The sequence below is a fragment of the Affinundibacterium seohonense genome (assembly GCF_014284305.1).
Taxonomy (GTDB): domain Bacteria; phylum Pseudomonadota; class Gammaproteobacteria; order Burkholderiales; family Burkholderiaceae_D; genus Undibacterium; species Undibacterium seohonense.
Map to the genome: position 1 here is coordinate 95,146 of NZ_JACOFW010000017.1, position 11,948 is coordinate 107,093.

The window sequence follows — 11,948 nt, forward strand, 5'->3', positions numbered from 1 at the left end:
TGCAAGGGATTTCTATGGGATTGTTAAGCAATTTGCGATGCCTCAATATCCACTAAGAAGAATGCTTGTATTCAATTAGTGCTGAGACATAATGTCGCCATCAACATCGATCAAGGAGTAATTTATGAGTAAGAATTATCGCGATATTACAAAGTCAATTTCTGCATCATTAGCGACATTGCGGACGGATGCGCCGGATGTCATGAAGGCCTTCTCGATGCTGGCACAAGCTGCAAGCAACGATGGCGCTTTGGATAAAAAGACGAAGGAATTAATCGCACTTGCACTCGGCATTGCCGCCCATTGTGATGGCTGCATCGGTTTTCATGTGCAAGCTTTAATTAAACTAGGCGTGAGTCGTGCTGAGTTTGAAGAAATGCTGGGAATGACCGTTTACATGGGTGGTGGGCCATCATTGATGTATGCAGCGGATGCTCTAACTGCGTTTGAGCAAATGTCGACGCCGATGGCGACTGTGTAAAGCGATGATGATCATTGTCTTTCTTTAATGTGAATTTACTTTGGATGCAATTCAAATAGGACCTTTTTTGTTGTCTGCTCAAATAGTAATAATGATCTTCTGCGTCATATTGGTGCTTAGCTTCGCTGAGTATTTTGGAAGGAAGGCGTGAGAAAGCTCTTTGGATAGTCGTTTTGATGACAATGCTAGCAGGTAGTTTGCTATTCTTCTTCCCGCATTTTTTTATTTGCGTGGACAAACCATTTGGCATTGTCGATCTTCTTGATGGGGGGATAGCTGCAACAGCGATCCTTGGAGGAATTGTGGCAGCATTTGTTTTGACTTCTCATGTACCAGCACTATATAAGTTGAGCAAAATTAAAAATGCTACTTTGTGATAAATCTTTTGATAAAAGTATTCACCAAAAACTGCTTTATTAGTTCTTGGCGCCAAAGTAAATATGAATGGTAATCCTCAATAATTATTGCAGCCGACGTGCAGCGATTTCCTCCTTCTTAGATGGACGACCGCGGCGGCGTTTTGTATTGGTAGCAATGGGTGGCGGTGAGCGCTGCATTAATTGTTTCTGATCCAACCAAGTCATAACGTCAGAGGGACGAAAGCGAAGTAGGCGACCAATTTTCACCGAGACTGGCAAGTCACCTCCTGTCGAGTGTCTGTTGTAAATTGTTTGTTCGGCGATTCCAAGTAGTTTTGCAAGAGTTTCTGGGCTGTATAGTTGTTCCATTTTGAGCGACTCACGTATGCAATCACATGACTGCCACTAGTTTAGTAACCAGATATTTGTAGTTACCTATAATTACTTTAATGCTTAAAATCTGCTGCAAATTTAACGCACCTATGTCGGTAAATTGAGGTATAATAGAGTAACTCAGGGTATAGAAGTCCTTGATTTTGTTAGGTTTTTTGTTTTTCGGTGGGCTGCCCGACGGACTCATAACCCGAAGGTCGTAGGTTCAAATCCTGCCCCCGCAACCAGTTTTAAGAATAAAGCCACGTTTCATCGTGGCTTTTTCGTTATGCTGATGGATTTTTTTGATTGGTTTGTGTTTAGAACGTATTTCTAGACTACAATCGGGCATCTACTAAATTGATCGACTGTTTTGACTGACTTTTATTCGTTACTCTCAATATAAGTTGGCTGCAGACTGATCCACCAGGCGCACATCGATGATTCGTGCTGCGCAATGTCCTACAAGACTAGACTGGTTGGGATAATAGCTATCCCGAGTGCTTCACTGAATACTTCTTAAGATCAACACAACCTGTTAGCTAAAGAGTTTGCATGAATACTGCAGATGCCAAGCGTGTACTCGAAACCGCATTGTTATGCGCACATGAGCCGCTGACCATTAACACAATGAAAAAATTGTTTGTCGATAGTAGCGATCAAGAGGATTTGGTTGGTGCTGATACGATTAAATTAATGCTGGAAGAAGTACGCCAAGATTGGTCGGACAGGGGAATTATGTTGGTTTCCTTATCGACGGGCTGGCGCTTTCAAAGTCGCCCTGAGATGCGCGCTTTCATCGATCGTTTGAATCCAGAAAAGCCGCCCAAATACTCACGTGCGACTTTGGAGACTTTAGCGATCATTGCTTATCGTCAACCTGTGACTCGCGGCGACATTGAGGAAATACGCGGTGTTGCTGTGGCTTCTCAGATGGTAAAGACCCTAGAGGATCGTGGCTGGATAGAAACTATTGGTCATCGTGAAGTTCCTGGACGGCCAGCTTTGTTTGCAACAACCAAGCAGTTTTTAAGTGACTTGGGTTTGGCGTCCCTCGATCAATTGCCGCCTTTGCAGCAAATTGGCCAGGAAGAGGCAGAAGATGTACTTCCTTCTAAAGATGATTCTCCAGAATTGAATATGTTTGACGGAATTGAAGCTTTGGTTGAGGTCGCTGATGCACCGACGGTGAATGTTGAGGCTGTTGGCGATGAGTCTCATTCTAATGATGATGTCAATGTTGAGCTTGCGGCAGATGTTTCTGAGGGTGACGCGCCAGAAGCTGAGATTGAAAATAATACGATTGAAATAGATAAAAACGAAATTGAAGTAAATGAGCAAATAAGCGCAGAAATAAGTGCGCAAGAAGAATTGAGTGAAGTTGCATTGGAAGACCGCGCAACAGACGCTCTTGAAAATGAAGCAGCCAGTGATGTGATCTTGGATGATGTTGCAATGATGGCTGATACGAATATAGATGAAGTAGCGGAAGCGGATGCTGAAGCTCTAACACCTTTCAAACCAGAATCAGATAATGAACACAAATAATCCAGACGATACTTCCAGCCAGCACAATCCTGGTGCTGATACCGATGCGCCGCGTCCTCGTGCAAAGCGTGTCGCACGTCCAAAAGTTGCTAAAGTGGATGATGCCACTGTTGCTGCAAGCGATGGTGCCGTTGCTGCAAAAGCGCCGCGAGCGCCGCGTAAGCCAAGATTAAAGCCGGAAACTGTTAATGTGGAGGCGGCTGCTCAAGCGCCAGTTTTTGCAGAGCAGTCAGAGCCTGTTGCTAGAGCGCCGCGTCAAGAGCGTCAGCCACGTCAAGCTCGCGCACCACGTCAAGTTGAGGCGCGAGATCTCAATACAACAGGTGTTGAGCAGCAATCTTCGCCGCAATTAGATCCGATAAATCAAGCAAGTGCTGGCGACAACAACGAGCGCCCACGTCGCCCACAGGGTGATAGAAATAACTCCCGTAATGTGCGGCCTCGTGATGGTCAAGCGCGCGATGGTCAGCAACGCGATGGGCAACCACGCAATCGTCAACAGCCGAAGCCTGGGCAAGGTGCGCAAAATCGCACTGGTGATCAACGTAATCAAAATAATCAACGTCGTCCAGGTCAGCAAAGTAATCGTGGTGCAGTACCTGATGCGGATGATGTGTTTTCATTCGTGACTTCCGATGCGTACGACGCTGCAGATGATGCTCAGTATTCACGTAACGACAAAAATAAGAAGCCTCGTCGTGATTTAACTGCCGATGATGATGCGCCAAAACTGCATAAAGTCTTGGCAGAAGCAGGCCTCGGTTCGCGTCGCGATATGGAAGAGTTGATTATTGCTGGTCGCGTATCCGTTAATGGTGAGCCAGCGCATATCGGGCAGCGTATTTTGCCGCAAGATCAAGTGCGTATTAATGGAAAATTAATTCAGCGTAAAGTCAGTAAAAAGCCGCCACGCGTGCTGATTTATCATAAACCAGCTGGTGAAATTGTCAGTGCTAGCGATCCAGAGGGTCGCGCATCGGTGTTTGATAGTTTGCCGCAAATGAAGGTTGGTAAATGGTTGGCAGTTGGTCGCCTCGATTACAACACCGAAGGTTTATTGTTGTTCACAACGTCGGGTGATTTGGCGAACCGCCTGATGCACCCACGTTATGGCATTGAGCGTGAATACGCTGTGCGTACTTTGGGTGACTTGGAAGAAGGTATGCGTCAGAAACTGTTGGCTGGCGTGGAGCTAGAAGACGGTATGGCGCAATTCTCCAAGATCTCCGATGGTGGTGGTGAAGGTGTGAATAAGTGGTATCGCGTCATCATTGGCGAAGGTCGTAACCGCGAAGTGCGTCGTATGTTTGAGGCTGTTGGCTTGACCGTGTCGCGTTTGATTCGTACGCGCTACGGTGTAATGACTTTGCCATCCGGCTTGAAACGTGGTCGTTGGGATGAGTTGGGCGAAGATGCTGTGCGTAGTCTGCTTAAAGTCAGTGGTTTGGAAAAAACTGCTGGCGAAAAATCCGAAAAGCCTATGGGTAAGCCAAATGGTAATCGCGTGCAGGGTGGCAAGGTGCCACGCAATGTGAATCCGTTTGATGCGCCAGTGCAAAGAAGTTTCGAGCCTACGGTGCGTGGTGGTTTTGCTAATCCGCAAAATGGTCGTCCGCCGCGTGGTGCTGGTACTGGTGGGTATGCTGGGACGCCAGGTGGTTCTAAGGCTGCTAAACCGAATGCAAATGGCGGCAAGTCGCGCAGTCGTCAGCCGGACCCTTTGCAAACGGCTTTAGGTTATCCGAGTCGTGATCAAAATCGTCGTGGGCCAACTGAGCGTGGTAGCGGCCCTGCTATTGGTCAAGCGATTGCCGCACGCCGTCGTCGCGGCACTTAAATTATTGCCTAGAAGTGGGTGAAAGATGTTGCTCATGCTGCGTTTTTCACCGACTTCTCATTGCGATTGAGTAATTAATCGTTTATAATCTTGTAGTTAGCAGATTTTTCCTTGAGTTGGTTTTTGATTGAAGTTGAAACTTTTCAAGGCGCTAAGAAGATGGGCTAGTGCCCATTTTTTTTTGGCGAATCGTTTTTGGGCGTGAATTTGAGTTAATTCTACTTAAATTGATCTGCTGCAAAATCGAGATCTGTGTTTATCGGAGAATTGTCTTGCAATTGTTGGAATTAATTGAAAAGACTGTCAATGGGACAGGCTATGATCTGGTCGACTTTGAGCGAGCAGAGCGTGGTTTGTTTCGTGTGTATATCGATCTTTTGCCAGAAGATGTTGAAGAAAAAGGTCATATCACAGTAGAGGATTGTGCGAAAGTCAGTCATCAATTGTCACACGTATTGACTGTAGAAGAGGTGAACTATGAACGCCTAGAGATTTCTTCTCCTGGCTTAGATCGACCTTTGAAGAAGATGGCTGATTTCGTCCGTTTTGTCGGCGAAAAAGCCAATGTGAAATTGCGATTGCCTATGCCAGGCATGGCGAATCGTAAGAGTTTCGAAGGTGTATTGCATGAGCCAGAAGGGGAAACTCTGAAGCTCGAATTTGAAACAAAAGATGGCGCGGCGATGCTTGAGTTTACGCTCGCTGATTTAGATAAGGCACGCTTAGTGCCGCAAGTGGATTTTAGGAGTCGCAAAGCATGAGTCGCGAAGTTTTATTATTGGTTGATGTGCTGGCGCGTGAAAAAAACGTTGATGAAGATATCGTTTTTGGCGCATTGGAACATGCTTTGGCAACGGCTACCAAAAAGCGTTATGAAGGTGAAGTCGATATTCGTGTAGAGATCGACCGTGATACTGGCGAGTATCGTACATTCCGTCGTTGGCACGTGGTGGCTGATGAAGCTGGTTTACAATTGCCAGATCAGGAGATTTTGCATTTTGAAGCAGTGGAACAGTACGCTGATATTGAAGTCGATGAATACATTGAAGAGCCAGTTCCATCAGTAGAACTGGGTCGTCGTTTTGCACAAGATACGAAGCAAATCGTTTTGCAACGTATTCGTGATGCGGAACGTGAACAGATTTTGGCTGAGTTCTTAGAGCGCGGTGATTCCCTGGTTATGGGCACGATCAAACGCATGGAACGCGGCGAAGCAGTGGTGGAATCTGGTCGTATCGAGGCACGTTTGCCACGCGATCAAATGATTCCGAAAGAAAACTTGCGCGTTGGTGATCGCGTCCGTGCTTATATCTTGCGCATTGATCGCAACGCACGTGGTCCACAAGTGATCTTGTCCCGTACCGCGCCAGAATTCATCATGAAATTGTTTGAATTGGAAGTGCCAGAAATCGAACAAGGTTCTTTGGTCATCAAATCTGCAGCCCGTGATCCAGGTGTGCGCGCTAAGATCGCGGTGCACACGGATGATAAGCGTATCGATCCTATTGGTACTTGCGTTGGTATGCGCGGTTCGCGCGTACAAGCAGTGACTGGCGAATTGGGCGGCGAACGTGTCGATATCGTGTTGTGGTCTGAAGATCCAGCGCAATTCGTGATCGGTGCTTTAGCGCCAGCGAATGTGTCCTCCATCATGGTTGATGAAGAAAAACACGCAATGGACGTCGTTGTTGATGATGAAAACTTGGCGATTGCGATTGGCCGTAGTGGTCAAAACGTACGCTTGGCAGCAGAATTGACTGGCTGGCAAATTAACATCATGACAGCAGAGCAATCTGCGGATAAAGCAGAACAAGAATCTGCGGGCATCCGTGCGCTGTTCATGGAAAAACTCGACGTGGATCAAGAAGTTGCAGACATCTTGGTTGACGAAGGCTTCTCTAGCTTAGAAGAAATCGCTTATGTACCAATTAGCGAAATGCTGGAAATTGACGCCTTAGATGAAGATACAGTGAATGAATTGCGCAATCGCGCACGTGACGCACTTGTGACAGAAGCGATTGCTTCTGAAGAAGGTGTAGAGGGTGTGGAAGACGCATTGATTAATCTGGAAGGTATGAGCCGTGCAACAGCAGGTAAATTGGGCTTGGCTGGTATTAAGACCCTCGCTGCTTTCGGTGGCTTAGCTTACGATGAATTTGGTGCGATTTTGGCTCTGTCTACAGACCGTGCGCGTCAATTAATTGATAATGCATTTGAAGATGTGACTGATGATGAGATGAAACTCATCGACGCTAAATATGATGAACATGCTAAAGCCTTATTGGAAAAAGCATGGAAACTCGTTGAAGCAAAATAATCACGAGTAAACAACATAATTGAAGCGTGGATTTAACTTAATTTATAACGTTAAATCACAGCGCAAACAAAGAAAGAGGACTGAATGGCGAGTAATAATGTAGCTCAATTTGCCACCGAGCTGAAAATGTCAGCGGATTTACTGCTCACGCAATTGAATGCCGCAGGCGTTACAAAAGCGTCTGCGTCCGATGTCTTGTCCAAAGAAGATAAGGACAAGTTGTTGGAACATTTACGCCGTTCGCACGGCGTGGCTCCTGATGCCGATAAGAAAAAAATCACCTTGACTCGCAAGGAAACAACCGAGATCAAGCAAGCTGATGCGACTGGCAAAACACGCACCGTACAAGTTGAAGTGCGTAAAAAACGTACTTTTGTGAAGCGCGACGAAAGCTCGCCTGAAGACAATGCGAAACCTGCGATAGCAATTGATCCAGCAGAAATGGCGCGTCGTGAGGCAGAGGCGCAAGCCGAGGCAGAGTTGGCAGCGCGTCGTGAAGCTGAGCTGTTAGCTAAGCAAGAGCAACTGGCAAAACTTGAAGCAGAAAAAGAAGCAGAAGCGAAAGCGGCACGCGAAGCCGAAGCTGCTGCGAAGGCGAAAGCAGAAGCAGAAAAAGCGAAGCAAGCGGAAGAAAAGCGTGCGAAAGCAAGCAAAATTCCAGCGGTTTCGGAAGTCGCTTCTGATACCCCTGCAGTAGATGAAGAAGCCAAACGCCTAGCTGCTGAAGAAGCAAAGAAAAAAGCGACTGCCGCTGCTGCTGAAGCCAAAGAAGCGGTGAAAGAAGCGGCTGCACGTGCTGCAAATGCTGAAAACGCTCGTAAGAAAGTTGCTGACGAAGTTGCGCAGATTAAAGAAATGATGTTGGCAGCGCGTAAGCCAAAAGTTGTCGAAGCCCCAGCACCTGTCGTCCCATCGCCATCAAAAGTCGCTGAAGGTACTTTGCACAAGCCAGCTGATAAAAAACCTGGCGAGAAAAAGCCCGGTGACAAGAAAGATGTGAAACCGGCAGTAGCCGCACCAACCGACAAGAAGGCCGTCAAATCTGCCAATGTGTCGTCAACATGGCAAGAAGATGCTGCTAAAAAACGTGGCGGCGGGTTGAAAACACGTGGTGCTGCACCAGTTGGTCGTGACGGCTGGAAAAGTGGTCCTAAAGGTCGTCGTAATAATCATCATGACGATAGAGAAACGAATTTCCAAGTGCCAGTTGAAGCTGTCATCAAAGATGTGTATGTACCAGAGACCTTAACGGTTGCTGAGTTGGCGCATAAAATGTCTGTAAAAGCCTCCGAAGTGATTAAGCATTTGATGAAACTCGGTCAAATGTGCACGATCAATCAGGTTCTCGATCAAGAAACAGCAATGATTCTCGTGGAAGAAATGGGTCACAAAGCGTTTGCAGCGAAGATCGATGATCCAGAAGCGATGCTGACTGACGTTGCAGAACACGCTGAATACGAATCGTCACCACGTGCGCCAGTCGTTACAGTGATGGGTCACGTCGATCACGGTAAAACGTCGTTGCTTGATTATATTCGTCGCGCAAAAGTGGCTTCTGGTGAAGCTGGTGGTATTACGCAGCACATTGGTGCTTACCACGTTGAAACACCACGCGGCATGATCACATTCTTAGATACTCCGGGTCATGAAGCATTTACTGCGATGCGTGCGCGTGGTGCGAAAGCAACCGATATCGTTATTCTTGTTGTTGCAGCAGACGACGGCGTGATGCCACAAACGAAAGAAGCGATTGCCCATGCAAAAGCCGCTGGTGTGCCTTTGGTGGTAGCGATCAATAAAATTGATAAACCAGGTGGTAACGCGGATCGTGTGACGCAAGAATTGATCGCTGAAAGCGTCGTTCCTGAAGCCTACGGCGGTGAATCACCATTTGTGTCTGTCTCAGCAAAAACGGGTCAAGGCATCGACGAGTTGTTAGAGCAAGTATTGTTGCAGGCTGAAGTTTTAGAATTGCGTGCTCCAATCGACGCACCAGCGAAAGGTTTGGTGGTTGAATCTCGTTTGGACAAAGGTCGCGGTACCGTTGCAACGATCTTGGTTCAGTCCGGTACTTTGAAACGCGGCGATGTAGTCTTGGCTGGTTCATCTTACGGTCGCGTTCGTGCGATGTTGGATGAAAACGGCAAAAATATCAGCGAAGCAGGTCCATCGATTCCAGTAGAGATTCAAGGTTTGACCGAGGTTCCAGCCGCTGGTGAAGAAGTGATGGTCATGGTCGATGAACGCAAAGCACGTGAAATCGCTTTGTTCCGTCAAGGTAAATACCGTGATGTTAAATTGGCGAAACAGCAGGCAGCGAAGCTCGAAAACATGTTCGAAAACATGGGCGAAGGCGAACTCAAAAACTTGCCTATCATCGTCAAAACCGACGTGCAAGGTTCGCAAGAAGCTTTGGTTCAATCCTTGGTCAAGTTGTCGAACAACGAAGTACGCGTACAAGTGGTACATGCGGCGGTCGGCGGTATTTCTGAATCCGACGTCAACTTGGCGGTCGCTTCCAAAGCGGTCATCATCGGCTTTAACACCCGTGCTGATGCCTCCGCCCGTAAGTTGGCTGAATCGAATGGCGTGGACATCCGTTACTACAACATCATTTACGATGCAGTAGACGAGATTAAATCTGCCTTGTCCGGTATGTTGGCACCAGAGAAGCGCGAAACGATCATTGGTATGGTCGAGATTCGCCAAGTCTTCTCCGTCAGCAAAGTAGGTTCGATTGCAGGTTGCTTGGTTACTGAAGGTGTGGTTAAACGTACGTCCTCAGTTCGTTTGTTACGCAACAATGTGGTGACATGGACTGGCGAGTTGGATTCTTTGAAACGTTACAAAGACGATGCCAAAGAAGTTCGTGCAGGTATGGAGTGCGGTCTCTCACTCAAAGCCTACAACGATATCCAAGTCGGAGATTTCTTAGAAATCTTCGAGATCCAGGAAATTGCTCGTACTCTGTAAGCTAACAAGAAGTAAGACTAAAGAGGAAGCGCGAGCTTCCTCTTTAATTTTGTAGTGTTGAAAAGAGATTGGAAGTTTCCCCCCTTTAAGGGTTGAAATTCTAGTTCGCAGCATATATTGAAATTTATAGGTAACCCTCGTTACCTGTTGAAACATGACGACTAATATTGAGAAGGTCTTACAGACTTTCTCGATGATGAATAAAATATTAGAAGCAGTAACCGGTAATCCTTATGGCCAAAAATAGTAAATCCATCCCAGCTCGCGGTTTGCGCGTCGCTGATCAAATCCAACGTGATTTGTCCGAAATCATATGGGCGGAACTCAAAGATCCACGCGTTGGTATGATCACGCTCACTGAAGTGCAGTTAACGCCAGACTACGCCCATGCAAAAGTGTATTTCACGACATTGGCAGACGATCCAGCGGCAATTAAAAACACTTTTGATGGCTTGAATAAAGCCGCAGGTTTTTTGCGTAATCAACTCGGCTTAAAACTGCGCATTCACACTTTGCCACAATTGCATTTCGTCCACGATACTTCCACTATGCGCGGTATTGCGATGTCGAAATTGATCGACGAAGCGAACGCGACTCACGTTCCAGAAGATAAGAACGACGACGAAGACTGATTCGGTTCTTCAGTAGCTGGAACCGCAGAGGCTTAGAGACTGCAGTTTTCGTAGGGCGGGTGAAACCCGTGCTGATCGGGTGCTCAATAGGCTGGCGGCGCGGGTTTCACCCGCCCTACGTCTCTTATGAGTGCTGAGTAGAAATTTTTTGAAATTCCAATTCTAATCTGCATATGAACCAACCCATTAAGAAAAAAACGCGCCTACCCATCAACGGCGTGCTGTTATTAGATAAACCTGTGGGTTGGTCGAGCAATGATGCGCTAATCAAAGCCAAGCGTTTGCTTAACGCGATTAAAGCGGGTCATACTGGCACTCTAGATCCGTTTGCTACAGGCTTATTGCCATTGTGTTTTGGTGAAGCAACCAAGTTCTCCGCAGATTTGTTGGATGCAGATAAAACTTATCAAACCGTAGTGCATCTCGGTATTAGCACCAACACAGGCGACACCGAAGGTGAAACAATACAAACGCATGAAGTCAATATCACGGAAGCGCAAATTCAAGCCGTCTTAGCACAATTCAGAGGCGATATTTTGCAAGTGCCACCGATGTATTCGGCACTCAAACGTGACGGAAAACCACTCTATGAATATGCACGCGAAGGCATCACGCTAGAACGTGAAGCGCGTACAGTGACGATTCATTTACTTGAATTCGTTAAATACGAAGCGCCATTTCTCACCCTAAATGTACGTTGTAGCAAAGGTACTTACATTCGTGTTTTAGGTGAAGACATCGGCAATGCTTTAGGCTGCGGTGCGCATTTAAATACATTGCGTCGCACCCATGTCGGTCATCTCATTTTAGAAAATACCGTAACGCTCGATCAGTTAATTGAAATGAGCGAAGAGCAACGCCATGCCTTGTTAGCGCCTGTCGATGCTTTGCTGTCGAGTTTTCCTGAGGTGCTCTTAAACCCAGAGTTGTCTAAACGCTTTTTGCAAGGCCAAAGGATTTCCTTGACGAAGGAAGCAGTTGCGCATCCAAGCGAACTCGGGCGTGTCCGAGTTTATCGCGCTGAGCCTGAACAAACAACGAAACAATTACTGGGCTCGGCACAGCTACAAGAGTTCGGTGTCTTGGCACCAGAGCGTTTGATTTCCACTGTGGATCAACACTAAACTTGCCTGTCTCGACTTCACTTTCGGGGGTAGAATAGTCTAATTGCCCCCCGACGAAAGCCTCTCATGTTTCAAGACATTATTCAATTCTGGTTCGAAGAAATCGACAGCAAGAAATGGTGGAGTGTCGATTCTGAATTTGATCAACTGATACACAGCCGATTTCACAGCGTGATGCTGTAACCATCCCGTAAAATCAAGCCATGCATAACTAGAGTTCTTGAGGCAAACTTATGTGCCAAAGGAGAACAGAAATGCGTAAAAGCAGATTTACAGAAACACAGATCATAGGAATATTGAAGGCA

General features: G+C 46.8%; 11 protein-coding genes. 10 read left to right on the top strand and 1 reads right to left on the bottom strand.

The features are described from left to right. Positions 1–124 precede the first annotated feature (124 nt). Together H8K52_RS14480 and H8K52_RS14485 are read left to right on the top strand one after the other, a co-directional pair. A complete protein-coding gene (locus tag H8K52_RS14480; RefSeq protein WP_186923625.1) occupies positions 125–481 on the top strand; it encodes a carboxymuconolactone decarboxylase family protein in 357 nt (118 codons plus the stop codon). A 176-nt stretch (positions 482–657) separates the two neighbouring features. Next, positions 658–858 carry a hypothetical protein gene (locus H8K52_RS14485; protein ID WP_186923626.1) on the top strand — a complete coding sequence of 67 codons (201 nt, stop codon included), beginning with the start codon at positions 658–660 and terminating at the stop codon, positions 856–858. Between the two features lie 84 nt (positions 859–942). Here H8K52_RS14485 and H8K52_RS14490 read toward each other — a convergent pair whose 3' ends face one another. Next, positions 943–1,209 carry a helix-turn-helix transcriptional regulator gene (locus H8K52_RS14490; protein ID WP_186923627.1) on the bottom strand — a complete coding sequence of 89 codons (267 nt, stop codon included), beginning with the start codon at positions 1,207–1,209 and terminating at the stop codon, positions 943–945. 558 nt (positions 1,210–1,767) lie between these two features. Between H8K52_RS14490 and scpB the strand changes: the two genes are divergently transcribed. The 8 genes from scpB to H8K52_RS14530 all read left to right on the top strand — a co-directional run bounded on the left by scpB (position 1,768) and on the right by H8K52_RS14530 (position 11,826). Then, the gene (gene scpB, locus H8K52_RS14495) at positions 1,768–2,760 is read left to right on the top strand and encodes an SMC-Scp complex subunit ScpB (protein ID WP_186923628.1); all 993 of its coding nucleotides are present in this window, start codon (positions 1,768–1,770) and stop codon (positions 2,758–2,760) included. Continuing rightward, positions 2,747–4,597 carry a pseudouridine synthase gene (locus H8K52_RS14500; RefSeq protein ID WP_186923629.1) on the top strand — a complete coding sequence of 617 codons (1,851 nt, stop codon included), beginning with the start codon at positions 2,747–2,749 and terminating at the stop codon, positions 4,595–4,597. Before scpB ends, H8K52_RS14500 begins: the two co-directional genes overlap by 14 nt. A gap of 272 nt (positions 4,598–4,869) precedes the next feature. Next, a complete protein-coding gene (gene rimP / locus H8K52_RS14505; protein WP_186890041.1) occupies positions 4,870–5,358 on the top strand; it encodes a ribosome maturation factor RimP in 489 nt (162 codons plus the stop codon). Beyond that, complete coding sequence (nusA, locus tag H8K52_RS14510; protein WP_186923630.1) at positions 5,355–6,914, top strand: transcription termination factor NusA; 1,560 nt, start codon at positions 5,355–5,357, stop codon at positions 6,912–6,914. The genes rimP and nusA overlap by 4 nt, the downstream gene beginning before the upstream one ends. Before the next feature lie 84 nt (positions 6,915–6,998). Beyond that, entirely contained in the window at positions 6,999–9,887 is a 2,889-nt protein-coding gene (infB, locus tag H8K52_RS14515; protein ID WP_186923631.1) for a translation initiation factor IF-2, read from the top strand. A 233-nt stretch (positions 9,888–10,120) separates the two neighbouring features. Further along, positions 10,121–10,519: a 30S ribosome-binding factor RbfA gene (gene rbfA, locus H8K52_RS14520; protein WP_186923632.1), complete on the top strand. Its 399-nt coding sequence runs from the start codon at positions 10,121–10,123 to the stop codon at positions 10,517–10,519. Positions 10,520–10,692: 173 nt separating this feature from the next. Next, complete coding sequence (gene truB / locus H8K52_RS14525) at positions 10,693–11,643, top strand: tRNA pseudouridine(55) synthase TruB (protein WP_186923633.1); 951 nt, start codon at positions 10,693–10,695, stop codon at positions 11,641–11,643. Positions 11,644–11,709: 66 nt separating this feature from the next. After that, positions 11,710–11,826 (top strand): DUF924 family protein, encoded by a 117-nt coding sequence (locus tag H8K52_RS14530; protein WP_186923634.1) that lies wholly within the window; start codon positions 11,710–11,712, stop codon positions 11,824–11,826. Positions 11,827–11,948: the final 122 nt, after the last annotated feature.